This is a genomic window from Flavihumibacter sp. (assembly GCF_036676075.1).
Taxonomy (GTDB): domain Bacteria; phylum Bacteroidota; class Bacteroidia; order Chitinophagales; family Chitinophagaceae; genus Flavihumibacter.
In genome coordinates this window covers 569334-593036 of sequence record NZ_JAKFDQ010000009.1, presented here as the reverse complement: position 1 = coordinate 593036, position 23703 = coordinate 569334, and the positions used below count along the sequence as shown (strand labels likewise).

Sequence of the window (23703 nt, the reverse complement as noted above, 5' to 3'; positions counted from 1 at the left end):
GCTTAAGATCTCGCTCCTTTAATTGCCAGCTGCATCCTTAATAGAAAAGCATTTCTGAATATCACAACCTGCAGAAATAAGTATCCTGCAAGGAAAATTATTGTTCCTCCAAGTAGTTGCCATAAAACACCGATCTCCATTACTGTAGTTAGTTTCCAGGCTAACAAGGCTACAGGGTATGCGGTTGCACAATAAATTATCTCCCTTGTCATTTCAGCATTCATCCTGAAATAGGGACGGGAGAACCAGATGGCTGCAAATAGCACAAATGTCTCCGAAATAACCACTGCTGTTGCCGCCCCTTCAGTAAACCAGAATGGTATCAAAACAAGATTCAATATTAATGAGATCACTGTTGCTGCCAGGTATATTCTCACCAGTAGTTTTTCACGATGATGGACCATCAACACTTGTATATTGAAAAAATCATGCAAAGGAACTATTACCCATAGAATGGAAAAGATCCGGAGTATTGAGATTGCCGGCAGGTAACTTTCACCCGATATAAACAGGATGACAGGTTTGGCAAAAAAGAAAAGCATCGCTCCAATCGGAATACTTAGATGAAGGGTCATTAACAAACTATCTTTTTGTAAGCGCTTGTCAACTGATGTGCGGAATAATCTGACAAAGAATACGATGGAAGCTGCAATAAAAACATTCAATCCAAGTCGCACCATTTTAGCAGCAACAGTATAATGTCCAAGGGCTGTAATGTTTCCTGTCCTGGCCAGTAGAATCGTATCAATGGTGAAATACAATGAACTCAACACTCCCAGTAATGCAAATGGTGATAATGAAATAAGCAGTCGTCTGAACAAGGCAGGATCCCAGCGCCAATGAGTAAAAAGATCACGCATATGCCAGAATGCGCTGGCGGCAATTAGTGTATAGTTTAGCGTACTGATGATAATATAATAAATAAGGTGCTCAGGCTTTCGGACAAAAATCAAAGCACTAACCAGAACGAACAATCGCAGAAAAAATGTTCGTTGAAGAAGGAACTTATACTTCTCCTGCGACTGAAAATACCAGTCAAGGTGATACATATAGATCACCATGATAAAAGCATAAAGCAAGGTGATTTCAAAACCTGAAACTGGAATTGGTTTGGTGAATACATACAAAAGGTAAACAAGCACACCCGAAATGGCCATTACGGTATTGATCAGGAGTAAATGTAAAACGGTATTGGAATGATCTGTATCACCTATGGCAGACTTGCTTAGCAAACGAAGTCCGTAATAATTAACACCGAAAGCTGCCCATACATTTACGACCAGCATCAATGATTCATAAAATCCAATAACGCCATAACCTGTGGGGCCCAGGGTACGGGTCATATAGGGAAAGAGGATCAGCGGAAAAATAATATTAAGCGCAGTATTGCTATACTGCAACAGCAGTTGCCTGAAGGGAATCCTGTTACTATTGTCCGCCACCCGGTTTTTTCGGTTTTGGTTTTACTTTTTCCTTTGCTTTCTGGTCATTTTGCCGGGAGCGCTCTTCCAGTTTCTTCTCATCAATATTTCCATCCTTATCACGGATAGCCTCCTCTGCCGGTGCATTTCCTAATAGTGGATCTACTTTCTTGAATTCGTCAGGCACATCAGTAAATACTTTATTGACATGCACCCACATTCCGTTCTTCCACTGAAAGCCTTCAAAATCTCCATCCGGAATATAGGTCTGGGGGCGATGTGGTTCGTCTGATTCGGATATTAGATGATCAAAGATTATCATATCCATTTCGCCATTATAATTGAATGTAGTGCTGGCTTCCTTCTTATATTCCATGAGGTACCGGTATGGACTTATCGCTTTCTTTGCCGTATCCGGCTTAACAGTAAAATATGGTCCCCCGAACATTGGCTCTCCTGTTTTTTCATCAAAGGTCAATACTTCCATCCATTTACGGTTACTGCTCACCGTGAATCCATCAAATCCAAGAAGGGTATAATAATTCTTTCCCTGCCATGATTTTTGAATGACTTTATAATAAATGGCACCTATCCAGTTTCGCCTGCTGCGAACCGAATCCATGGGTTTTGCGGTAAACATTGATGCATCAAAAAGCGGATAGAGTTGTAAAGATCCATCTTTAGTCTTTTTCTGGATCGCTCCTTTCTGATAATAGAAATATTCATCCTTCTTCAATTGCCAGGTAAATATCCGAAAGCTGCTATCCGGAGCATATAGACGGGATATTGATTGTATGGAATCAAAGGCGTAATCGAATGAGTGCTGAACCTGTAATGCCTTAACAAGATTGCGCACGAATATGCTGTCACTTCTAAAGCGAGTACCGGCATTCTGCGCATTGATCATACTATCCGCATAACCCTTCAAAGACAGCTCCCTCTTTGAAAGATCTGTATAATTGGCTTCCGTTATTCGGCTTTGTGCGGAAACGGTAATGGCCAGTGACAACAAGAAAATAGCGAAAATTGATGTTTTCATATCCATATGGAGCAATGAAGTTACAGTTTTCATGCCGGTGGCAATGCCCTTGAAAAATTTAACAGGTCCTTGAATGCTAGGTCTATTGAAGGGTGGGGAAGGGGTTGGAGAGGATGGGTGGTTTGAACAAAAACCGTATGCATCCCTGCATTGCGTCCAAATTCCATATCACTGAGGTTGTTACCTACTACGATTGATTTTGAAAGATCAATTTCGGGATAATCTTCTTTTGCCCTGAAAGCCATGCCTGGGTTCGGTTTTCGGTCGGGATGGCTGTTATCCAGTGAGGTGCAGTAATAGATTGCGTCGATATTACAATGCAATCCCTGAAACCTTTCTACCATCTTTTTGTGTATGTCATTCAGGTCAGATTCGGTCATCAATCCTTTCCCAACCCCACGCTGATTGGTAACAATAAAAATTTTCCCAAAATTTCGTGCAAAGGTTGTCATTGCCTCATCAACACCTTCATAATATACAAACTCGGCGTAATTGTAAATATAGTCGAGATGCTTTTCATGATTGATCACCCCGTCACGGTCCAGGAAAAGTGACCAGCTTTTATCGATCTCATGGAGTTTGATCATGCAAAGAATTTTTCCTCCACCAATTCACAAATTATATGTCCAACCATAATATGACTTTCCTGTATTCTTGGCGTTACGCTTGAAGGGATATTGATAAGGTGGTCACAAAGTTCCCTAATCTTGCCACCAGTATCACCGGTAAAGCCGATCGTAACAACGCCCTTGGTTTTTGCAACCTCAAATGCCTTTATAATATTGCCGGAATTTCCAGAAGTGGAAAATCCAAACAGAACATCACCGCTGTTCATTATTCCATCCACCAGCCTGGCATAAATATCATCATAGCTATAATCGTTTGCTACAGCGGTGAGGTAAGAAGTATTACAATGCAGAGCTTCGGCGGGAAGCGCTTTTCGATTCTTATAAAACCTGCCACTGAATTCAGCTGCAAGGTGCTGGGCATCTGCAGCACTTCCACCATTACCGCAAAAATAAACACGGTTTCCATGGCGGAAGGCCTCTGTTACTAAATCCACGATCTGCCCGATCTTTTCCATCATTTGCTGGTCTTGAACCAACACAGTTTTCACTGAAATGGATTCATTGATTATTGCTTTGATTCGGCTCATCATATTTTTAATTTTTAATTTTCTGGTAAAGCTCTTCAATAGCCTTTGCAAAATGACCCCAGCCCAGTTTTTTCTTTTCAGCTTCAACCCCTTCTTTGAAATAGGATTCACCAAGCCGGAGGAATTCATTAATTGCCTTTGCAATAGACTGTGGCTCGGCTTCCGCTACCAGTCCTGCTTTTAAATGCGGAACATAATCCGGCAGACTGCCAACATTAGTAACAACCATGGGTTTTTCAAAATGATAGGCGAGTGGTGTTACTCCACTTTGTGTGGCATTCCTGTAGGGTTGCACAACAAGGTCTGCAGCACTAAAATAATATCTTACTTCCTCATTAGGAATAAAGCTGTTTTTCAGGATCACCTTATCCATCAGCCCATATCTGGAAATAATATTTCGATAGTAGGCAGGATCATCATAAAACTCACCGGCGATCAATAATTTCACATCCGGACGATCCACCCATTGCATGGCTTCAAGAAGTATATCCAAACCTTTGTATTTCCGAATAAACCCAAAAAATAGAATGAGGGTAATTTCATCTGGAATATCCAGCCATTTTTTTGCAGTGCTCTTTGTGACTTTTTCACCGAAATTATCATAGAGTGGGTGATGTAATTGGATGGCTGGTTTAGTTGCGTTGAAGTTCTTCAGATCATTCAATACATTTTCACTCATTGTAACAAACGCATCGCATGCTCCAATAAAGTAATGCGTGAGTGCTTTGTCGCCAAACCTCTTCTCATGAGGAATAACATTGTCTGTTATAGCAATGATCCGGCTATGATTATTTTTCTTTGCAATTTTTAGAACGGTACCAAATGCTGGTGCCATTAAGGGAAGCCAGAAACGTACTATTATGAGATCTGGTTTAAGTTTATTCAGGTATCTGCCGGTTCTGACCCAACTGATGGGATTCATAGAATGCAACATCCTTACTATCGTTAATCCGGGCGGCGCAGACTCATCTGTATATTGTGATTTCCCGGGAAACAAAATGGAAGGATACTGCACACTGAAATTGACAATTCTTACCAGATGGCCGGCAGATTGAAGTTCCGTTGCTAGTCGCTCATTGAAAGTGGTGATTCCGCCACCCCGGAAGGGATGGGCCGGACCTAATATGACGATATTAAGTGGCATGTTGATTGAAGGGCATCAGCCCAATCCCAGTTTTTCTTCAACAAGATAAAGATTCCTTCCTGATGCATTCCGGGAGATAAGTTCACCAAGAAAGCCTGCAAGGAAAAGTTGGGAACCGATGATCATAGCAGCCAGTGCAATGAAAAAAGCTGGCCTGTTGCTCAGGCTAACTTCGGGATTAATGATCTTGGCTATAACGAGATAGGCAAACGAAACAGCACCCAGTAAAAACGCGAAAGTTCCCCACATACCAAAAAAGTGCATTGGCCTTTTACCATATTTGCCAACAAAAGTTATTGAGGCCAGATCGAGAAATCCATTTACAAAACGGTCGAGGCCAAATTTAGTAATACCATACTTCCTCGCACGATGTTCAACTACTTTCTCGCCAATGCGTCTGAAGCCAGCCCATTTCGCGATTACTGGTATATAACGGTGCATTTCACCATATACTTCTATGCTTTTAACTACCTTTTTCCGATATGCCTTCAACCCGCAATTAAAATCGTGGAGGTATATGCCTGAAACCTTCCGGGTTGCAGCATTAAAAAATTTCGAGGGCATATTCTTGGTGAGAGCATTATCATAACGCTTTTTCTTCCATCCGCTCACCAGGTCGAACCCTTCATCCAAAACCATTTGTCTTAGTCCGGGGATCTCATCGGGAGAATCCTGCAGGTCTGCATCCATGGTAATTATCACTTCGCCCTGGGCAGCACGGAAGCCTTCATTGAGTGCCGCAGACTTCCCATAATTCCGCTGGAATTTGATTCCTTTGATATGCATAGGATCCTTCTCCTGAAGTTCACGAATCACTTTCCAGGAATCATCAGTACTGCCATCATCAATGAGGATGATCTCATAATTATACCTGTTATCCTGCATCACCCGCTGTATCCAGGCACATAGTTCAGGAAGCGATTCCTCTTCATTCAACAATGGTATGACGATTGAAAGATCCATTCGGGCTGCTTGATTTACCTTTTAAATTGTTTGATAATGGTACCAATAATTACGGATTTAATGAAATCCAATATCAGAGCCTGTCCGATTCCGATCATGCGCTGACCAAAGCCGAGCGATTCTTTGGCATATTCGCCCATCCTGATCGTTTCCTCGATCTTATCCTCCGGAGCACCTTCCGCACGAAGTTTAGCTACATCCTGCTGGTTTAATGTATCTACCAGTCTTGGATATGCGGATGGATCTATTATATCAAAAAGAAGGTAATTGGCGAAAAAATAAAAAACCTCAAATACAATATAACTCAGAAATGAAAACCGGATCATATGCTTCATTTCCAACTGCCAGCCCTGCCTTTGCTGCAACCACCATGCGGCAGCCAGCACAATCAGGAAAATGGCCGGCAGAAATGCATACATTTTATGAAATGCAGCAAGTGAATTAATTCCCATTTGCCAGGATATAAATAAACTGGCGGCGAACAGCGTTCCTGCAATGGCACCTGTCAGTAAAGCAAACTTATTAATCATTTGGAATGGGTAAAACTGGTTTTAATTCCCGAAACAACACCTATGATCTTACCCCGTAGATCCTGGCCGATAAAGGGTGAATTATGGCATTTTGAATGAATCATGACTTTATCGAATTTGAATGATTCATCAGGTTTGTAAATGGTCAGTTCTGCCGGCGAGCCTTCTTCTATAATCGCATCTGCAATTCCAAAGATGCGCCTTGCATTAATGGAGAATAAATAGGCCAGTTGTTCAGATGATAAGTGCGGGAGCACTGAATGCACTGCTGCAAAAGCCGATTCGAGACCAATCATTCCAAACTTAGCATATTCGAACTCAAGAACCTTTGCATCATAATCATGGGGCTGGTGATGGGTGGCAATACAATCAACCCATCCATTCATAACCGCTTCCCTTAAAGCAAGCATATCGTTACGGCTTCGCAAAGGTGGATTTACTTTAAGGTTGGTATCGTAGTTCACCAGGTCTTCATCACAGAAAAAGAGATGATATGGTGTTACGGAGCAGCTCACTTTAAGTCCGCCTTCCTTTGCCCTTCTTACATACTCTATCGATTTGGGTGAACTGATTCCTGTAAAATGAATATGACTGTCCGCATAACGGGCCAGTTTTATATCTCTCGCCACAACCAGTTCTTCAGCCATCATCGGTTTCCCTGGTAATCCCAGGCGGGTTGAAATAATCCCTTCATGAATCAATCCATGAGGTGCAAGGCTGGTATCATCAGGCACTTGAATGATCACTCCGTCAAATGCCTTCACATATTGTAATGCTTTAACAAGTAGTCCTGCTGATTGAACTGGTCTTATACCGTCGCTAAAAGCTATAGCTCCACTCGCTCGCATATCATACATCTCAGCAAGTTCTTTGCCTTCGGTATTACGGGTAACCGCACCAATTGGCAGAACACTAACAGGAAGGTGTATGGATTTGGCAGAAATATACTCAACTGAAGATTTGGTATCGATGGCAGGCTTCGTATTAGGGATTACAAACACTGTCGTAAATCCACCGGCAGCAGCTGCTGCTGCCCCCGACTCAAGTGTTTCTTTGTGCTCCGTTCCCGGATCGTTAAAATGTGAAAACGGATCAACCCAGCCCGGTGATACTACAGCACCATCATCGTTAATGGTGCGAACATCTGCCATTTCAATAGCATTATCAATCCGGAGGAGCTTGCCGTCGGCAATAAGAATATCTTTCGTGGAACCATGAAAAGCGGAGCGGGGATCGTTGATAACAACCTGTTGTAATAATACTTTCATCGGTGTAACGTTGGGCAAAATTAGCACTGTTATTTGATTTTTGTGAAATCAAATTTTGGTGTACTTTTGCCACCCACAATTAGTAAAATAATCATGTTTTTCTAACGGCGGATTTTCGGGACGTAGCGCAGCCCGGTAGCGCGTTTGCATGGGGTGCAAGAGGTCGCTGGTTCGAATCCAGTCGTCCCGACCAGGCCCATTGTAGCATTAGTTACAGTGGGCTTTTTATTTGATAAATCTTTCCATTACCATTTTTGCCCAGCGGGCATAATCTTTTCCTGAGGGATGAAGTCCATCGTTTGCAAGTAAACTAAGATCAGTGGAAGCTTCCCTGGTTCTCGCAGTAATATCCGCATAGTGTACTTTCAACAGCCTGGATTTGTCTCGATTTATTCTATTAAAGTCATCGATCTCTTTGCGGATTGACTCACGGTTGCGGCCAGCTGCAAAAGGCGTTACGCCCCAATCAGGTATAGACAACACAACAACATTGCCTGGTTGATTGCCGGCAAAACGGATCGCCTGGTCAAGTAAACTGAGGAACTCAACTTCATAATTATCGGCTGTTCGTCCCCGGTATTGATTATTTACCCCTATTAACAGCGTTACAAGGTCGTATGCAGGTAGTAACTTTGTATTGTTTATTCCCAGTTGAAGCTCATCAGTAGTCCACCCTGTTTTGGCAACAATTTCAGGTGCTGAAAAATACTTCCCCTCTGCCCTTAACAACTGAACAAGTTGATAAGGAAAGCTTTCAAAAATGGAAACCTGTTCACCAATTGTATAGGAATCGCCCAGGGCCAGATAGTTTGCAACTGATGTCATGAAAACAAAATAACTAAATCATGCTGATGATTAGCGCATCAATTGAAAAATTGTGCTATGGTGCAAGGTACCCGCCATCAACATTATAATAGGAGCCGGTCACAAACGAAGCCTTGTCTGAACTTAACCATAGTACAAGTTCAGCAACTTCACGCGATTCTCCTAATCTACCTATTGGATGCATAACTTTCAACCCCTTAATAGTTGCTTCATCGAGGCTGCTGAGTAAAGGAGTTTTGATATAGCCTGGCCCTACAGAATTTATCCTGATATTCTTATCAGCATATTCAAGTGCAGCTGCTTTAGTCAACCCTACCACGCCATGTTTGGCTGCCACATAAGCAGGGGAGTTCCTGGTTCCTGCCATTCCAAGAATAGATGCAATATTCACAATGGCACCCCCGCCACTCTTTAACATAGCAGGGATCTGATATCGAAGCCCGTAAAACACGCCACTTAAATTAATATCAATAACCTTTTGCCAACCATCAATCGGATATTCACCTGTTGGTGAAATTGGTCCACCTATTCCAGCATTATTACAAGCAATATGCAGCGCGCCGAATTTTTCAACTGCCTTTTCAACTAATATGCGGTTATCATCCGGTTTGGAACTGTCTGCCTTAATGAAAATGGCATCACACCCTTGGGATAATATGGATGCAACAGTTGATTCCCCGTGGTCCACGTTAATATCAGATACAACTAATTTTGCTCCTTCAGAGGCATAAAGTAAGGCGATTTCCTGCCCAATACCTGAGCCCGCACCAGTTACAATTGCCACCTTATTTTGTAAAATACCCATGGCTGAAATATTTTTTCCAAGGTATTAAAAAAGCAATCGGCAGGTATTGACCCTGGTCAGCTAATGGGAAGTTTAAAATCATCTTTCAGGAATTCACCCAGGCATCCCTGTCATCGGGACTGAATTTCCATGGAGCAAAATTATTCTCCACGTTACTGAACATAGCATTCCATTCCTGTGGCGCATTGCTCTCTTCCATTACAAGAGATCTTCTCAGTTCGAGAATAATCTCAAGGGGGCTGATGCTCACCGGACACGCTTCCACACAGGCATTGCAGGTAGTACAGGCTCTAAGTTCTTCTGTTGATATATAATTATGGAGGAGTGTTTTGCCATCCGGTTGAAAGCTCCCGTTAGCCCTGATATTATTGCCAACCTCCACCAGGCGGTCGCGGGTATCCATCATGATCTTTCTGGGTGAAAGTAGTTTTCCTGTAATATTAGCGGGACAAGCCTCTGAGCAACGCCCGCATTCAGTACAACTATATGCATCAAGCAGATTTCGCCAACTAAGATCCTGGACGTCTTTAGCTCCGAATGATGGCTCTCCCACGCTTTCTGCAGGCACCAGTTCGGGTTGCATCGCATATAATACTTCGTTCTGGATAGCAGGCATATTCTTCATTATGCCCTGTGGTTCCAAACGGGCATAATAGGCATTAGGAAATGCCAGTAATATATGCAGGTGTTTTGACCAGGGCAGATAATTCAGGAAAGCAAAGATCCCGATAATATGTAACCACCATGAACCTCTCTCCAGCGCCATAAGGCTGCTGTCTGACATGCCCGCAATCAATGGCTTGAGGATTCCTGATACAACAAAATCACCCGTGAGATGGTCAGCAAAATGACCCACACCACGTTCCTGCAAAGTTGTATCGGCGGCATTCATTATAAGGAATAAGCTCATTAGTATGATCTCTGTGACAAGGATATAATTAGCATCACTACGTGGCCATCCATCAAGATCCCTGCTAATGAACCTTCTTATTTTGAGTATGTTTCTACGGATAAGAAAAACCACACATACTATAAGCACACCCAATGCAAGTAGCTCAAAACTATTTATAAGAAAATTATATAGTCCGCCAAGAATAGGCGCAAATAATCTGTGTGTACCGAAAATGCCATCCAGTACGATTTCAAGAACCTCCAGGTTAATTATTATAAAGCCTGCATAAATCACAAAGTGCATAATAGCAACCAGAGGATTCTTAAACATCTTCTTTTGTCCGAAGGCGAGCAAAAGCAAATTATTCCATCTTGCCCCGGGGTTATCATTATATGGTTCATCCTTTCCCAACAGGATGTTTCTTCTGATCTCCTTTACTTTGAAAGAAAAAAAACCGATAGCGGCAGCAGCTAACAATACGAAGGCGATTTGTTGCAGGTATTGCATTGAGTATGGTATTGTGTGGCTAAATTAAGCGTTTTAGGATTGGCTCGATGTTTTGTTGTAATTTTTCGCCCTCAATCTGATCCATGAGCAACGAACGTAAATATATACTGGATGCCCCATCTGCTGCCAGGAAGATGGAAAGGATGGCATATGAAATGGCGGAGGAACTCAGCCAGGAAAAAGACCCGGTTATACTTGCCGGCATTAAAGATAATGGCGTGGTAATGGCCCGTATCCTTGCGGGTAAATTAAAAGAGATCGCAGAAATCAGTACCGAAATAATTGAAATCAGCCTCGACAAAAGACACCCCGTCGAAATAAGCATAAGCAGCCAGATAGATTTCAACGACAGGGTGATTGTTCTTGTGGATGATGTAACCAATAGTGGGAAAACATTGCTATATGCCCTTAAACCATTCCTGGAAGGGCATCCCCGAAAAATACAGATCCTGGCACTGGTGGAAAGGACCCATAAGGCTTTCCCGGTAAAGGCCGACTATGTTGGAATCAGTATTGCAACAACTTTACAGGAACATATATATGTTGAGGTGGATGGACAAACAATCACTGGTGCCTACATGGATTAATGATGTATTGCATGCAGACGCAAGTGGCTCCGGGAATTCAATTCAATAGCCGGCGCGGGTATCTTGATAGCATTAATGGTAAAGAATATTGTCCTTAGAAATTTGCTTCGGGTAACTATCCTCGTTAAATCAACATCTGCAGATAAATAAATGCGTCTTGTACGGTCAATAGAATTATAATTTTTCAATTCTCCGTTTTCATCGGTAAAGGTATTATCCATTCCCCCCACCATGAGGTCACTGCTATACCCCACTGCAAGGTTTAACCAGCGCGGAATATTTGTTTCAGGCATAAAACTTCTTAGGTTGATACTTGCCCAGTACGTCTGCCCATTATAATCTTTCAGGATCCTTTCCACCGAACCTTTTCCAAAAAGTTCGTTCCGCCTGCTTACCAGCTCGCCGGGATAATCCTGTGGAAAATACCCCATTTTGACCTGTATTCGTTGTTCGCCCCAGGTTAATTGTTGGGCAACATAGGCACCTGATCCTACAATATTGGAAGCCATATCCCACCAGCTGAAACCCCATTTATCAGAATAGGCGTCCTGTAATTCAATAATACTCTGGAAAGCGACAGCACTTGCCCCTCCCAGCCAGGTAGCAGTGGATGGTTTGATGCCTGCCCATTGCCATGTTGTACCAGATGCCCTCGCCAGTTGATAGGCAGTCCACACATGCCCTAACTTATCCATCTGGTTCCATTCCTTACCATCATCGAAAAGGTGGAAGCCCCGTTTTTCATAACCATCATACCAGGCTTTATCAAGAGCAATATAAGTGCCCGTCCACATGGCGGCATGCCCACCTGCAACCAGCCATTTCCTTTTATGGGAAAGGGTGGGAGACAAAGAATCAGAATCCTGTGCCCATATCCTGCCGCAATAGGTTTGCAGTATAAATAACAGCAAACAGTATACTATGATATTTTGGGGATGCCGCACGAAATTTTTAGTTTCAATTGATAAAAGTACGTTCAGAAAGAACAATCAGTTTTGAAAACTGAAATTGTATACCTTCAACGCCTATTTTAAAGCAGTTATTATGGATGCAGCAATTCAAGCAAAAGTAGACCAGTGGCTAAATGGAAATTATGATTCCACCACAAAAGAATCAATTCAGAATCTGTCTAAAGAAAACCCGGCTGAGTTGACAGATTCCTTTTACCGAAGCCTGGAATTTGGAACAGGCGGTCTTCGCGGCATCATGGGTGTTGGCTCCAACCGCATGAATAAATACACGATCGGGATGGCAACACAGGGCTTTGCCAACTACCTGAAAAAAACTTACGGCGATTCGGAGATCAAGGTAGCCATTGCCCACGACAGCCGTAACAATAGCCGTTTTTTTGCAGAAACCACCGCAAACGTTTTTGCAGCCAATGGAATCAAAGTATACCTGTTCGAGGCGCTGAGGCCCACCCCCGAGTTGAGTTTTACCATTCGCCATTTCGGCTGCCAGGGCGGTGTTGTATGCACAGCTTCACATAACCCAAAAGAATACAATGGTTATAAAGCTTATTGGAATGATGGTGGACAATTGGTTCCTCCTCACGACAATAACGTAATTATTGAAGTGGAGAAAATCGCCTCTGTGGATGAGGTAAAATGGGATGGCGGAGAAAAAAATATAACGATCATAGGTCCCGAAATTGATGAGGCCTATATAAAAATGGTAAAGGGCCTTAGTGTTTATCCCGATGTCATTGAAAGGCAAAAAGACCTGGGAATTGTTTATACACCAATTCATGGAACCGGTATCACACTGGTACCCCAGGTGCTTAAAGAATTTGGCTTTACAAATGTGACAATAGTAGAGGAACAAAGTATTCCGGATGGGAATTTCCCAACAGTTGGCTATCCTAATCCGGAGGAGGCAGATGCGATGGCCTATGGATTAAGGAAAGCAAAGGAAATTAATGCGGATATCCTGCTCGGTACCGACCCGGATGCTGATCGCGTAGGTATTGGCGTTAAAGATAATGATGGTAACTGGGTACTCATGAATGGTAATCAGACTGCCGTGCTTGCCTTCAATTATATGATTGAAGCGCGCAAAGCAAAAGGATTGGCAAAACCAAATGATATGGTCGTCAAAACCATTGTTACTACTGAACTGATTGATGAGATCGCCCGCCAGAATGATATTACCTGTTACAATGTTCTTACAGGATTCAAATGGATCGCCGAACTAATCAAAGAGAAAGAAGGAAAAGAGAATTACGTGGTAGGTGGTGAAGAGAGTTATGGTTTAATGATAGGATCTCAGATCCGTGATAAAGATGCCATCAGTGCAGTAGCAATGCTATGTGAAATGGCGGCATATGAGAAAGACAAAGGAAGAAGTCTCTACCAGAAACTCATTGATCTTTATGTTCAATATGGCTACTATAAAGAACACCTTATTTCGATTACTAAAAAGGGAATGGACGGCCAACAGCAGATCGCTGACATGATGGAATCATACCGCAGCAACCCCCCAAAGATGATCAACGGATCGCCGGTTGTGATGCTTCTGGATTACGAACTGCAGAAGGGCCGTAACCTGCAGACCGGTGAGGAGTGGACTATTGCATTACCCAAAAGCAATGTATTGCAATTCGTTCTTGAAGATGATAGCAAGATAAGTGCAAGGCCCAGTGGAACTGAGCCCAAAATAAAATTCTACTTCAGTGTGAACACTACCATTCCCGACGCAGCTTCTTTCACTGCGGCAGAAGAAGAGATGGATGCCCGAATAAAAGGAATAATAAGCGATATGAAATTGTGATCTTCAACCTAAAGCGGTGAATGATGAGGAATTCATCGTTCACCGTCTTTCCTTATCTTGTGCCCGATGAGAACTTTCGAAGACACATACCGTCATAAGGGACTTAGAAAAAGACTGGTGGCACTCTTAAAAGAAAAAGGCATCTCCGATGAAAGAGTACTTGAAGCCATCAATGATATTCCACGTCATTATTTTCTTGATTCAGCTTTTGACGAAAAGGCCTATGAAGACAAAGCCTTTCCTATTGCTGTTGGTCAAACGATCTCTCAACCATATACCGTGGCATACCAGACGCAGTTACTAGAATTAAAGCCATTCGACAAGGTGCTGGAGATCGGTACGGGAAGCGCTTACCAGGCAAGTGTATTAGCGGAAATGGGCGTACAGGTATTTACAATTGAAAGACAGAAAGCGCTGTTTGAAGAAAATAAAAAGTTCCCCTTCCTCAAAAAATACTCAAACATTAAATTTTTTTATGGTGATGGGTTTGCGGGACTGCCCACTTATGCACCATTTGATAAAATCATCATCACTGCCGCTGCGCCTTTTATCCCGGATAAACTCATTGCCCAACTTAAGACTGGTGGTAAAATGGTGATACCTGTAGGCGATGGTGCGGTACAACGCATGTTAAGACTCACCAAGCATGCCGATGGTTCCTACAGCGAAGAGATTTTTGCAAATTTTTCTTTTGTACCCATGCTGGAAGGCAGGGAAGGGAGTGGTTCTTAATCATGATACTGTCAGAGAAATTCAATCACTTTCCGCACAACTTTATTATCCCGGTATATTCGCCGGTGTCCTAATTCTTTGGTGATCATAAATTCAATATTCGGAAGATTTTTATTCATTATAGGTTTTACATCCTTTATAGGAGTTATATCATCATCTTCATCATGTACCCAGAGTATTCGGGCATGCACATTGGTGAGCGCCCGGGCAATGGAATAATGTTGGGATGGAACACCTCCTTTTTCTATAATGATTTTTTCAAACTCATCCCTGATACTTACATCAAGCTGCAGGAATTTAAATAAAGAATCTATGGCTGTTACTGTTTCTGTTGCTGGTGCAATAAGCGCAATTCTGTACTGGTCACCATGCTGAATATTTTCCAGGAAATGAACTAACGAGAGGCCACCAAAGGAATGTGCCATAGAACTTTCTATGGGACCAAACTCATGGTAAACTGCGGCGATTGTTCTCATATAAACCGGCAGACTGATCTGTGAACCTTCAGATGCCCCATGAGCCGGAGCATCGGCGGCTATCACTTCGTACCCTTTTTTGATCAGAGGAATGATATAACGGTCAAAATTTCGTGCAGAAGATTCAAAACCATGTATAATCATTGCCTTTCTGATACCTCCCTTATTCCATCTGTAAACAGCAACCCTGTATCCCTCTACCTGGATATAGAGCCTGTCGGCCTTGTCAAAGATAGGTGGCTCCTTTCTTTTTGTTTTTCGGAAGGGTGTGCAGAAAATTTCAAACGCTTGTTCCGCAGCTTTTCTCTTAGAGAAAACTGAAGTAAGACTCAATTTTGCCCTGAGGTAATTGATGGCAAGCTTTTGTGCTATTTTCATACAACCAAATGTACTACATGAAACTTGTTTTGATAGGTTCAGGAAATGTTGCTAAAACACTGGCAGTATTACTTAAAAATGCAGGCCACGAATTACTCCAGGTATATGGCCGCGATGAAACCAAGGCCTCAGAGTTTGGCGAAGCGATGGGAGTACCATATACCAGCCATTGGCAACAGATAAATCCTGATGCTGATCTTTATATTATTGCTATATCCGATTCAGCGCTACCTGAAATCGGCAGGTATATATCCCTGCCAGGAAAATTGGTGGTTCATACAGCCGGAACAGTTTCAAGGGAAGTATTATCGGGTATAAGTGATCGATATGGAGTATTGTACCCACTACAGAGTTTAAGAGGGTCGGAGCCAGTTACAGCCCAATTCCCTTTCCTCATAAATGCTTCCAAACCTCCTGATATTGAACTGCTGATTAACCTGGTGAGGTCAGTTGGCGCCGATTTTCAAATAGCTGATGATGAACAGCGTGCCAGAATGCACCTTGCTGCAGTTTGGGTCAATAACTTCCCAAACCTTTTTTACAGAATCGCGTATAATCTTTGTGAAGAGAATAAGACAGAGTTTAAATTATTGCTTCCGTTGATCAGGGAAACTGCTTTAAGGATGGATGGAAGTGATCCTGCAAAATGGCAAACAGGACCGGCAAGCAGGGGAGATGGGGGTACTATTAAAGCACACCTTGATATGATGAAAAAACACCCAGACTGGCAACAGATTTATTCGATACTGAGCGAAGAAATAAAAATGGGGGTTGATATATCTATTCGATAGGTTGCACAATATCTGTTCTCACTTCATACATTGATTTCTTCTTTGAAGGATCATCAACATAAATATCATAAGGGGAGCCAACTGCCCTTTTGTTATTGGCCTTAAGCCACTCTTTGATTCTGTCATAGGCCTGGCTCGATTGTTCATAGGGGCCATAATAGTGCACTGCCACTGCATTTCCGGGAGGGAGTTTCCTGAATTTTACTCTTCCTGATGTTACTGCGGGGGCAGATTTTACAGGTATGGCCGCCTCTATAAGAAATGGCTCTGATTCAGAATAATACCAGGCCATCGGCATTCCGGCATACTCTAATGCATGATCTTTCATTAGCAGATCGATCTCACCATATGCTTTCTGTAATAAAGGACCAATATCCCCCATAGTACGTGCTGTATCCATAATTGTTAATACCTGCATGGCATCAGTGCGGATAGGTTCAATGGTCATACTGACCTGTTTTGATTTAAACTTACCCGATTCAATTTTCTGCTTTAACTGACTGAGGCCATTATCAAAATCAGGTCCCATCATCCTGTCAAAAAATAATCCGAACCACCGGTTTATGGGATTATGTCCCAGTACAGCGTTCATGCTCCAGGTAATATTTGTTTTTTCACCCACTTGCTTTATATCCCAACCACCAATTGAGGGTTCATCAAAACCTTCGAACTCCAGGCTTGTCGATACTTTCTTATCCGGAATAGATTCTATGATTGAAAGTTTTCCATTTCCCACCTGGTCATTTTCGCTTTGCCATGTATACCAGGCGCCCTTACCCTCTGTAAGAGGACCATATTCCTGTTTCATATCCGGATCTTTCTGATTCCATGGCATCCAGTCATTATATGTTTTAAGATCATTTACCACGCCATAAACTGTAGAGGCTGGGGCATTTATATCTATGGAGCGTTGAACGGTAACAGTTCCTGGTAAGATGGCGCCAATGAGAACCAGCAAGGCCACAATTGCTGCGATCCAAAGCAGGATCCGGGTGATTGATTTCATATCGGTTGGTTAGAGAACATTAAAGTAGGAAATTCTTCGCAGAACCAATATTTTTGCACCCCTAAAAGGACTTAGATGTATTCAATCACTTTTTCTTTTGAGCAGAAAGGTATTCCTTCCGTAACCCTGGATAATGTTGTGCCAGATCAGAGCCTGCTCGAAATAGCACTTGATAATAATATTGAATTGCATCATAACTGCGGCGGGGTATGCGCCTGTAGCACCTGTCATCTATACATAACTCAAGGGGAAGACCTGGTTGAAGAACTATCCGATAAAGAAGAAGATTTTATTGATCGGGCCGTGAATCCACGATTAAATTCCAGGCTGGGTTGTCAATGCATACTTTTACCCGGGAAATCAGGAGCTCTTTCAGTAACCCTTCCTGATCAAACCCAATTTCTCGGAGAATAAAACCCACAACAAAACATTAAAGATCTATGTCACACTTTGAACCGCCCATACACTGGAACGATTATGAAGATATCGCGCTCAAATTGTATGAGCGCTTTGGTGATGAATTCAATGAAGGCAAGATCTATCGGATCCGCTTTACAGATTTGCTTGAATGGGTACTTCAAATCCCTAACTTCACCGGCAAACGTGAAGAATCTAATGAGGGACACCTTGAAATGATTCAAAGCAGCTGGGTTTATGAATGGAGAGATAACCAGAAATCTTAGTATGCTTAATAAGTTCAAACAAATAACCACATTTGCCTTCGATGTTGATGGAGTATTGACCGATGGCTCTATCATTTTGTTTGATGACGGTCAGCAGGTACGCAAGATGAATATCAAAGATGGATATGCGCTCCAGCTGGCCATAAAAAAAGGGTATAGAGTAGTTGTTATCTCCGGGGGGACTTCTGATGCAGTTCGCCAGCGACTTAATAAATTAGGTATTCATGATGTTTTCCTCAAAGTTGATAACAAAGTTGAGGTTCTGGAGCAATACCGCATCGAACATAACCTTCACTGGCAGGAAATTTTGTTCATGGGCGATGATATCCCTGATTATAGTGTAATGGAGATGGTTGGCATGCCATGTTCTCCCTCAGACGCAGTTCCCGAAATCAAACATATATCAACTTATATCAGTCCCGCGCGGGGAGGAGAGGGCTGTGTTCGTGATGTTATTGAAAAGGTAATGAAGCTTCGGGGCCATTGGAGTATAGACAGCAGCGTTTCCAGCAAATAGATATGGGATTCAGTAAAGCGGTTCTTTATTTATATTTTAGCGGCTCAAACTACTGGCTTGAAACTTATCGCTGCTTTTTTCCGGTTAATCAGGTGGCCTAACTTATTCTTCATCATCATTACACAGGTGTTGTTCTACTCCTGTATTTTGTTACCCGCAGCAAGTAATGATAATAGTCTGTTTCAATCTGATCTTCCCCTCAAGTTAAATTACTATTATTTTACCCTACTGGTAATATCTTCCGTATTGATAGCTGCAGCGGGATATATCATTAATGATTATTTCGACCTCAATATAGACCAAGTGAATAAGCCGGGTAATATTGTTATACAACGGATCATCAGCCGCAGATGGGCAATTCTTTTGCACCTTTTACTGTCTGCCGCAGGAATTGCCATAGCCTTCTGGCTTTCATGGAAATTAAAGAACCCTGTGATCGGTTTCGCTAATACCGGTTGTGTGTTGTTATTGTGGTTATATTCTACATCTTTTAAGAAGCAGTTGCTGATTGGAAATATCCTCATCTCACTTCTAACGGCCTGGGTTATACTGGTGATATATTTTGCGGAGCTGAGCGTGAGCCGGTTTGATGAAGCAAATTATCGTAACATTATTCGTTCCGTATTTAAATTCACGGTTATTTATAGCAGCTTTGCATTTATTATCTCCCTGATCAGAGAGGTGATAAAAGATGTGGAGGACCGGGATGGAGATGCAAAATATGGATGCAGGACCATGCCCATAGTTTGGGGTATTCCCGCAACAAAAATGTTTGCCTCCATCTGGTTATTTGTGCTTTGCGCCGCTCTGGTAATCATGCAGCTGTATGGATTGCTGCAGGGATGGTGGATAGGGGCATTGTATTGCACCTTTGCAGTGGTGATTCCTCTTGGCCAAACCTTTATTGATCTTAGAAAAGCTTCTGGTACGGCCGATTATCATCGCCTGAGCCAGAAAATAAAATGGATAATGTTTGCCGGTATATTATCAATGATCTTCTTTAAATGGTACCTCTGATGGAAAGAATTATACTCGCTTCTCAGTCACCTCGAAGAAAGCAACTTCTTGAATGGGCTGAGATAGAATTTGACATTATTGTTCGGCCAACAGAAGAAACATTTCCGGAAGGCCTGTCCACAGCCGAGATACCAATATATATTGCCCGCAAAAAAGCCATGTTGGTAGAGGAAGAACTAAGCCATGACCACCTCATTCTGGCTGCAGATACAGTGGTGGTACTCCATGGTGAAATAATTGGCAAACCAACCGACAGGAATGATGCGATCCGGATACTTCAGCGATTGTCGGGCCAGGAGCACCAGGTAATAACAGGAGTGGTTATGCGAAAAGGAAAGAAAGAAATTTCTTTTTCTGATACAACAACTGTTTTATTCCATCCTTTAACAACTGAGCAGGTCACTTTCTATGTTGACAAATACATGCCTTATGATAAAGCCGGCGCGTATGCCATCCAGGAATGGATTGGGGTAACCGGAATAAAGAGCATCAGCGGTGATTTTTATAACGTTATGGGCCTTCCCGTAAGCCGGGTTGTTCATGCATTACAAAACTGGCAATAGGGTGATTTAACGGTTGACAAGGCTGTTTGCTCTCTCTATATTGTAATAAATGAAAGAAAATTTATTACAATATATCTGGAAGGAGAAATATTACCGGTATACAGAGCTTGTTACAGAAAGCGGGGAGGAACTTGTGGTTATTGATACAGGTCAGTGGAACAAACACCAGGGCCCTGATTTCCTTGACGCGAGAATTCGTCTGAATGGTACACTTTGGGCAGGAAATATAGAGATACATATAAAAAGCTCCCAATGGTACCAGCATAATCATGCTGATGACCCACATTATCGGAACGTGATACTACATGTTGTATGGGAAGATGATGACAGTTTACTTTCCTCACATATGCCTACGCTCGTATTGCAGCATCGGGTTTCATCCATAATGCTGGATAAGTATAATAAATTGATGCAACAACCGCATAGCATACCCTGTCAGGATTTGCTGCATCTGGTTAACACAGAAACCTGGGATGAATGGAAGGAGGTTTTGCTGCAGGAAAGGCTGAGACGAAAAGCATCCTTAATATTGAACATTCTCCACGACACAAAAAATAGTTGGGAAGAAGCTACATGGTGGTGGATAGCCAGGCATTTTGGCGGCCCTGTGAATGCTGCCTTCTTTGAACAGGTAGCCCGAAGCATTAGTACCAGAATACTTGCACGACATCGCAATAATTTGATCCAGCTTGAAGCTCTCTTACTTGGACAAGCCAACCTGCTGCAGGAATCTAACGTTGATCCCTATGTACAGTTACTGCAGAGAGAATACCTCTTCCTCCGGAACAAATACCAGTTAAAGAATGTACATGGCCGTGCCCAGTTGTTAAGAATGCGACCCGCCGGCTTTCCCGCAATACGACTTGCTCAGCTGGCCATGCTGGTGAAGCAATCGGGTAGATTACATTTCAATATTCTGGAGGCCACCTCACTGGCGGAACTGGAAAAGTTATTAGAGATAACTGCCAATGATTTCTGGCACTATCATTATACCCTTGAGGAGCCAACTCCTTTTCAGCCCAAGCATCTGGGAAAGGATATGCAACAGCACCTGATCATAAATGCCATTGCACCGTTGGTTTTTGCATTTGGAACTAAACAGCAGCAACCACATTTCCAGCAACGATCAGTCAAATGGCTGGAAAACCTCGATCCTGAACATAACAGTATATTGAGGAGTTGGAAAAATACAGGCGTTGCTTCCCTTAATGCAGCCGATAGCCAGAGCCTGACCGAATTAAGGAAATGTTATTGTAGTGCACAACGATGCCTCGATTGCAAAATCGGCCAAACCATAATCAAATTATAGCACTTCCACTATTCCCTATTGCTATTGCCTATTCCCCCCATACATACTGCAAATTCATCTCTAGTTCAGGAGACAAACTTCTCGCAACCGGGCAGGTATTTCCAACCCTTTCCAATATGGTCCTGTCTTTTTCACTAAGGTTTAACGTTTTAGGAAAACGGATCATTACATCCACTTTACCCACACGCCTGGGATCACTCAGCATATGTTTCTGTATATCGATAGTTGTGCCCGTAAGGTCAATTTCCATATCCTGGGCCTTGATACCCATGGTGGTTACGGCGCAGGTACCAAGAGCCAGGCAAAGCATATCAGTGGGAGAAAACCTTTCGCCTTTCCCACGGTTATCTGTAGGTGCATCTGTTTCGATTACTGATCCACTCTGGGTATGAATTGCTCTGCAACGGAGATTGCCTTCGTAAACAACGGATGCTGTCATGCTGTTATTTTTGCATAAATTTACGCCAGCTGGTATCTAAAATCATTACCGTGAAAAAAATACTGTTATTGTCGCTCGGAATTATTCTTACAACCCTTGCCTGGTCGCAAACGCAGCCGGCATCAGGTAAGAAAGATAAAAAGTCTGAGAAGAGAGATCGTATAAATGCACTCCTCAAAATGGAAGAAGAGGGTGAAATGATATTCAATAAGCATAATATTTTCGGGATCAAACTCAATACCGATGGATGGGGTATTTCCTTTGAGAAAGGAAAATTCCAGACTCCACGCAAAACGAGATTATTGCAATTTGAATTCAATGAAAAAAAGCATCCAAAGGAAGATAAAGATGCTGGCAGCATCGATCTTTTCACCGGTAATGTAAACCAGTTCATCTTCGGTAAAACGAATAACTTTTATCAATTGAAGGGAGGATATGGACAACAATACCTTATTGGGGGAAAATCAAATAAGAATGGCGTGGCAGTAACGGCACTCTGGGCTGGTGGTGTTTCGCTGGGATTTGAAAAACCCTATTATGTAGACGTGGAAGACCTGGTAACACAGGAGCGAACCCGTGTAAAATTTGAAGATGTGGAAGACCTTTTTCAATATCAATACCTGGGTGCATCGGGTTTCACAGTGGGTTGGGATGAGGTGGAATTAAATCCGGGTGCACACCTCAAAACCGCACTGCGATTCGATTATGGCCGGTTTAATGAAGCTGTCGCTGCCATCGAAGCCGGTTTGAACGTAGAGTTTTATTCCAGGGAAGTTGTACAAATGATACAGAATGACCCCAAAAGGATGTTTTTCAATGCATATGTAACAGTGCTGTTTGGTAAGCGGAAGTAATGTAATTTTGTAGATTATGCAGGAATTACCAGTAGTATCAGCAGTCAGAGAGTCAGAATCCAAGATACAGAAACCCAATTGGTTACGTGTTAAATTACCTATAGGCGAAAGCTATAAGCATGTTCGCGGATTGGTTGACACACATAAGCTTCACACCATCTGTGAAAGCGGAAACTGTCCAAATATGGGCGAATGCTGGGGGGAAGGAACCGCCACATTCATGATTCTTGGAAATACCTGCACCCGAAGCTGTGGATTCTGTGCGGTTGCCACCGGCAGGCCCGACCCGGTAGATTGGGATGAACCACAACGTGTTGCCGAAGCTATCTATCTGATGAAAGTGAAACATGCCGTCTTAACTTCCGTAGACAGAGATGAATTAAAAGATGGTGGTTCTACCATCTGGTATAACACCATAAAAGCCGTTAAACAATTAAATCCTGATACTACCATTGAAACATTAATCCCGGATTTCAGGGGATTTAAAGACCAGATCCAGCGGGTAATTGATGCTGCCCCTGAGGTGGTGTCTCACAATATCGAAACAGTGGAGACGCTCACCCGAAGAGTTCGGATTCAGGCAAAATACTGGCGCAGTATGGATGTATTAAGAACCCTTAAAGAGGGGGGAATGAGGGTTAAGAGCGGTATTATGCTTGGGCTGGGGGAGAAGAAAGAAGAAGTTATTCAAACACTGCATGATCTTTATGATAACGGCGTGGATGTAGTTACTATTGGTCAATATTTACAGCCAACAAAAAAGCATCTTCCGGTAGACCGTTTTGTTCATCCCGATGAATTTGCCGAGTATCGTGAAATTGGTTACGAGATCGGACTTGATTATGTTGAGAGCGGGCCGCTGGTAAGATCTTCCTACCACAGCGAGCGCCACGTAATTCCTGGCTATGGCCGCGAAAAGTGGAAACAGGAAAAAATAGGCATTTGAGAATAGCGAATAGAAAGAATTAAAAAAGCTACCGTATTTCGGTAGCTTTTATTTTTATAATTATTGCTAATTAAACGCTTCATCTA

At 42.6% G+C, this 23703-nt stretch carries 27 protein-coding genes and 1 tRNA gene; 13 read left to right on the top strand and 15 right to left on the bottom strand.

All coding sequences use genetic code 11. The features are described 5' to 3' along the window. Positions 1–2 precede the first annotated feature (2 nt). Genes V6M43_RS11320 through V6M43_RS11285 form a run of 8 tightly spaced genes read right to left on the bottom strand, consistent with a single transcriptional unit; the run spans position 3 to position 7521 of the window. The gene (locus V6M43_RS11320; protein ID WP_332735301.1) at positions 3–1442 is read right to left on the bottom strand and encodes a flippase; all 1440 of its coding nucleotides are present in this window, start codon (positions 1440–1442) and stop codon (positions 3–5) included. Continuing rightward, positions 1429–2493 carry a hypothetical protein gene (locus V6M43_RS11315; RefSeq protein WP_332735299.1) on the bottom strand — a complete coding sequence of 355 codons (1065 nt, stop codon included), beginning with the start codon at positions 2491–2493 and terminating at the stop codon, positions 1429–1431. The genes V6M43_RS11320 and V6M43_RS11315 overlap by 14 nt, the downstream gene beginning before the upstream one ends. Beyond that, entirely contained in the window at positions 2490–3047 is a 558-nt protein-coding gene (locus V6M43_RS11310) for a D-glycero-alpha-D-manno-heptose-1,7-bisphosphate 7-phosphatase (RefSeq protein ID WP_332735297.1), read from the bottom strand. Before V6M43_RS11310 ends, V6M43_RS11315 begins: the two co-directional genes overlap by 4 nt. After that, positions 3044–3619, bottom strand: coding sequence for a D-sedoheptulose-7-phosphate isomerase (locus V6M43_RS11305; RefSeq protein ID WP_332735296.1), 576 nt, complete (start codon positions 3617–3619; stop codon positions 3044–3046). Before V6M43_RS11305 ends, V6M43_RS11310 begins: the two co-directional genes overlap by 4 nt. Before the next feature lie 4 nt (positions 3620–3623). Beyond that, on the bottom strand, positions 3624–4760 hold the full coding sequence (locus V6M43_RS11300; RefSeq protein ID WP_332735294.1) for a glycosyltransferase: 1137 nt from the start codon (positions 4758–4760) through the stop codon (positions 3624–3626). A 15-nt stretch (positions 4761–4775) separates the two neighbouring features. Continuing rightward, entirely contained in the window at positions 4776–5723 is a 948-nt protein-coding gene (locus V6M43_RS11295) for a glycosyltransferase (protein ID WP_332735292.1), read from the bottom strand. Positions 5724–5737: 14 nt separating this feature from the next. Continuing rightward, a complete protein-coding gene (locus V6M43_RS11290; protein ID WP_332735290.1) occupies positions 5738–6253 on the bottom strand; it encodes a DUF4199 family protein in 516 nt (171 codons plus the stop codon). Further along, on the bottom strand, positions 6250–7521 hold the full coding sequence (locus tag V6M43_RS11285; protein ID WP_332735288.1) for a dihydroorotase: 1272 nt from the start codon (positions 7519–7521) through the stop codon (positions 6250–6252). The genes V6M43_RS11290 and V6M43_RS11285 overlap by 4 nt, the downstream gene beginning before the upstream one ends. Before the next feature lie 116 nt (positions 7522–7637). On the opposite strand from V6M43_RS11285, the gene V6M43_RS11280 reads away from it, so the two are divergent. Further along, positions 7638–7714, top strand: a tRNA-Pro gene (locus tag V6M43_RS11280). A 32-nt stretch (positions 7715–7746) separates the two neighbouring features. Here the strand turns inward: V6M43_RS11280 and V6M43_RS11275 are convergent. From V6M43_RS11275 to V6M43_RS11265, 3 genes are all read right to left on the bottom strand, one after another. Continuing rightward, positions 7747–8346: an SGNH/GDSL hydrolase family protein gene (locus tag V6M43_RS11275; protein WP_332735286.1), complete on the bottom strand. Its 600-nt coding sequence runs from the start codon at positions 8344–8346 to the stop codon at positions 7747–7749. Between the two features lie 55 nt (positions 8347–8401). Further along, on the bottom strand, positions 8402–9151 hold the full coding sequence (locus tag V6M43_RS11270) for an SDR family NAD(P)-dependent oxidoreductase (protein WP_332735284.1): 750 nt from the start codon (positions 9149–9151) through the stop codon (positions 8402–8404). 85 nt (positions 9152–9236) lie between these two features. Then, positions 9237–10550, bottom strand: coding sequence for a (Fe-S)-binding protein (locus V6M43_RS11265; protein WP_332735282.1), 1314 nt, complete (start codon positions 10548–10550; stop codon positions 9237–9239). 83 nt (positions 10551–10633) lie between these two features. On the opposite strand from V6M43_RS11265, the gene V6M43_RS11260 reads away from it, so the two are divergent. Beyond that, positions 10634–11137 (top strand): phosphoribosyltransferase family protein, encoded by a 504-nt coding sequence (locus V6M43_RS11260; protein ID WP_332735280.1) that lies wholly within the window; start codon positions 10634–10636, stop codon positions 11135–11137. Here the strand turns inward: V6M43_RS11260 and V6M43_RS11255 are convergent. Next, complete coding sequence (locus V6M43_RS11255) at positions 11134–12081, bottom strand: DUF2279 domain-containing protein (RefSeq protein WP_332735278.1); 948 nt, start codon at positions 12079–12081, stop codon at positions 11134–11136. The two genes, V6M43_RS11260 and V6M43_RS11255, sit on opposite strands and share 4 nt — an antisense overlap. A gap of 100 nt (positions 12082–12181) precedes the next feature. Between V6M43_RS11255 and V6M43_RS11250 the strand changes: the two genes are divergently transcribed. Together V6M43_RS11250 and V6M43_RS11245 are read left to right on the top strand one after the other, a co-directional pair. Then, positions 12182–13906: a phospho-sugar mutase gene (locus V6M43_RS11250; RefSeq protein ID WP_332735276.1), complete on the top strand. Its 1725-nt coding sequence runs from the start codon at positions 12182–12184 to the stop codon at positions 13904–13906. A gap of 66 nt (positions 13907–13972) precedes the next feature. Next, on the top strand, positions 13973–14638 hold the full coding sequence (locus V6M43_RS11245) for a protein-L-isoaspartate(D-aspartate) O-methyltransferase (RefSeq protein ID WP_332735274.1): 666 nt from the start codon (positions 13973–13975) through the stop codon (positions 14636–14638). Between the two features lie 11 nt (positions 14639–14649). Here V6M43_RS11245 and V6M43_RS11240 read toward each other — a convergent pair whose 3' ends face one another. After that, positions 14650–15492: an alpha/beta hydrolase gene (locus V6M43_RS11240; RefSeq protein WP_332735272.1), complete on the bottom strand. Its 843-nt coding sequence runs from the start codon at positions 15490–15492 to the stop codon at positions 14650–14652. 17 nt (positions 15493–15509) lie between these two features. Between V6M43_RS11240 and V6M43_RS11235 the strand changes: the two genes are divergently transcribed. Beyond that, positions 15510–16283, top strand: a complete 774-nt coding sequence (locus V6M43_RS11235; protein ID WP_332735270.1) for a Rossmann-like and DUF2520 domain-containing protein — start codon at positions 15510–15512, stop codon at positions 16281–16283. Here the strand turns inward: V6M43_RS11235 and V6M43_RS11230 are convergent. After that, on the bottom strand, positions 16273–17289 hold the full coding sequence (locus V6M43_RS11230; RefSeq protein ID WP_332735268.1) for an SRPBCC family protein: 1017 nt from the start codon (positions 17287–17289) through the stop codon (positions 16273–16275). The genes V6M43_RS11235 and V6M43_RS11230 overlap by 11 nt on opposite strands. A gap of 75 nt (positions 17290–17364) precedes the next feature. Between V6M43_RS11230 and V6M43_RS11225 the strand changes: the two genes are divergently transcribed. The 6 genes from V6M43_RS11225 to V6M43_RS11200 are packed head-to-tail and all read left to right on the top strand — an operon-like array spanning position 17365 to position 21378. Then, positions 17365–17703: a 2Fe-2S iron-sulfur cluster-binding protein gene (locus V6M43_RS11225; protein WP_332735266.1), complete on the top strand. Its 339-nt coding sequence runs from the start codon at positions 17365–17367 to the stop codon at positions 17701–17703. 26 nt (positions 17704–17729) lie between these two features. Then, positions 17730–17972 carry a Fe-S cluster assembly protein IscX gene (gene iscX / locus V6M43_RS11220; protein ID WP_039129291.1) on the top strand — a complete coding sequence of 81 codons (243 nt, stop codon included), beginning with the start codon at positions 17730–17732 and terminating at the stop codon, positions 17970–17972. Beyond that, entirely contained in the window at positions 17944–18489 is a 546-nt protein-coding gene (locus V6M43_RS11215) for a KdsC family phosphatase (protein WP_332735264.1), read from the top strand. The genes iscX and V6M43_RS11215 overlap by 29 nt, the downstream gene beginning before the upstream one ends. Positions 18490–18546: 57 nt before the next feature. Next, positions 18547–19506, top strand: coding sequence for a geranylgeranylglycerol-phosphate geranylgeranyltransferase (locus V6M43_RS11210; protein ID WP_332735262.1), 960 nt, complete (start codon positions 18547–18549; stop codon positions 19504–19506). After that, on the top strand, positions 19506–20069 hold the full coding sequence (locus V6M43_RS11205; protein ID WP_332735260.1) for a Maf family protein: 564 nt from the start codon (positions 19506–19508) through the stop codon (positions 20067–20069). Before V6M43_RS11210 ends, V6M43_RS11205 begins: the two co-directional genes overlap by 1 nt. A 49-nt stretch (positions 20070–20118) precedes the next feature. Then, positions 20119–21378, top strand: a complete 1260-nt coding sequence (locus V6M43_RS11200; RefSeq protein WP_332735258.1) for a DUF2851 family protein — start codon at positions 20119–20121, stop codon at positions 21376–21378. 28 nt (positions 21379–21406) lie between these two features. On the opposite strand, the gene V6M43_RS11195 is transcribed toward V6M43_RS11200, so the two are convergent. After that, complete coding sequence (locus V6M43_RS11195) at positions 21407–21817, bottom strand: OsmC family protein (protein ID WP_332735257.1); 411 nt, start codon at positions 21815–21817, stop codon at positions 21407–21409. Positions 21818–21867: 50 nt separating this feature from the next. Between V6M43_RS11195 and V6M43_RS11190 the strand changes: the two genes are divergently transcribed. Further along, positions 21868–22671, top strand: coding sequence for a hypothetical protein (locus tag V6M43_RS11190; protein WP_332735255.1), 804 nt, complete (start codon positions 21868–21870; stop codon positions 22669–22671). 16 nt (positions 22672–22687) lie between these two features. Further along, positions 22688–23617, top strand: coding sequence for a lipoyl synthase (gene lipA, locus V6M43_RS11185; protein WP_332735253.1), 930 nt, complete (start codon positions 22688–22690; stop codon positions 23615–23617). Positions 23618–23703 lie beyond the last annotated feature (86 nt).

Excerpts from the sequence above, each read along its gene's own strand:
- V6M43_RS11295 (WP_332735292.1), bottom strand. The coding sequence starts at position 5,723 with ATGGATCTTTCAATCGTCATACCATTGTTGAATGAAGAGGAATCGCTT.
- V6M43_RS11305 (WP_332735296.1), bottom strand. The coding sequence starts at position 3,619 with ATGATGAGCCGAATCAAAGCAATAATCAATGAATCCATTTCAGTGAAA.
- V6M43_RS11225 (WP_332735266.1), top strand. The coding sequence starts at position 17,365 with ATGTATTCAATCACTTTTTCTTTTGAGCAGAAAGGTATTCCTTCCGTA.
- V6M43_RS11270 (WP_332735284.1), bottom strand. The coding sequence starts at position 9,151 with ATGGGTATTTTACAAAATAAGGTGGCAATTGTAACTGGTGCGGGCTCA.
- V6M43_RS11240 (WP_332735272.1), bottom strand. The coding sequence starts at position 15,492 with ATGAAAATAGCACAAAAGCTTGCCATCAATTACCTCAGGGCAAAATTG.
- V6M43_RS11290 (WP_332735290.1), bottom strand. The coding sequence starts at position 6,253 with ATGATTAATAAGTTTGCTTTACTGACAGGTGCCATTGCAGGAACGCTG.
- V6M43_RS11300 (WP_332735294.1), bottom strand. The coding sequence starts at position 4,760 with ATGCCACTTAATATCGTCATATTAGGTCCGGCCCATCCCTTCCGGGGT.
- V6M43_RS11315 (WP_332735299.1), bottom strand. The coding sequence starts at position 2,493 with ATGAAAACTGTAACTTCATTGCTCCATATGGATATGAAAACATCAATT.
- lipA (WP_332735253.1), top strand. The coding sequence starts at position 22,688 with ATGCAGGAATTACCAGTAGTATCAGCAGTCAGAGAGTCAGAATCCAAG.
- V6M43_RS11215 (WP_332735264.1), top strand. The coding sequence starts at position 17,944 with ATGAATGGAGAGATAACCAGAAATCTTAGTATGCTTAATAAGTTCAAA.
- V6M43_RS11275 (WP_332735286.1), bottom strand. The coding sequence starts at position 8,346 with ATGACATCAGTTGCAAACTATCTGGCCCTGGGCGATTCCTATACAATT.
- V6M43_RS11200 (WP_332735258.1), top strand. The coding sequence starts at position 20,119 with ATGAAAGAAAATTTATTACAATATATCTGGAAGGAGAAATATTACCGG.
- V6M43_RS11260 (WP_332735280.1), top strand. The coding sequence starts at position 10,634 with ATGAGCAACGAACGTAAATATATACTGGATGCCCCATCTGCTGCCAGG.
- V6M43_RS11235 (WP_332735270.1), top strand. The coding sequence starts at position 15,510 with ATGAAACTTGTTTTGATAGGTTCAGGAAATGTTGCTAAAACACTGGCA.
- iscX (WP_039129291.1), top strand. The coding sequence starts at position 17,730 with ATGTCACACTTTGAACCGCCCATACACTGGAACGATTATGAAGATATC.
- V6M43_RS11285 (WP_332735288.1), bottom strand. The coding sequence starts at position 7,521 with ATGAAAGTATTATTACAACAGGTTGTTATCAACGATCCCCGCTCCGCT.
- V6M43_RS11195 (WP_332735257.1), bottom strand. The coding sequence starts at position 21,817 with ATGACAGCATCCGTTGTTTACGAAGGCAATCTCCGTTGCAGAGCAATT.
- V6M43_RS11265 (WP_332735282.1), bottom strand. The coding sequence starts at position 10,550 with ATGCAATACCTGCAACAAATCGCCTTCGTATTGTTAGCTGCTGCCGCT.
- V6M43_RS11310 (WP_332735297.1), bottom strand. The coding sequence starts at position 3,047 with ATGATCAAACTCCATGAGATCGATAAAAGCTGGTCACTTTTCCTGGAC.
- V6M43_RS11250 (WP_332735276.1), top strand. The coding sequence starts at position 12,182 with ATGGATGCAGCAATTCAAGCAAAAGTAGACCAGTGGCTAAATGGAAAT.
- V6M43_RS11245 (WP_332735274.1), top strand. The coding sequence starts at position 13,973 with ATGAGAACTTTCGAAGACACATACCGTCATAAGGGACTTAGAAAAAGA.
- V6M43_RS11205 (WP_332735260.1), top strand. The coding sequence starts at position 19,506 with ATGGAAAGAATTATACTCGCTTCTCAGTCACCTCGAAGAAAGCAACTT.
- V6M43_RS11230 (WP_332735268.1), bottom strand. The coding sequence starts at position 17,289 with ATGAAATCAATCACCCGGATCCTGCTTTGGATCGCAGCAATTGTGGCC.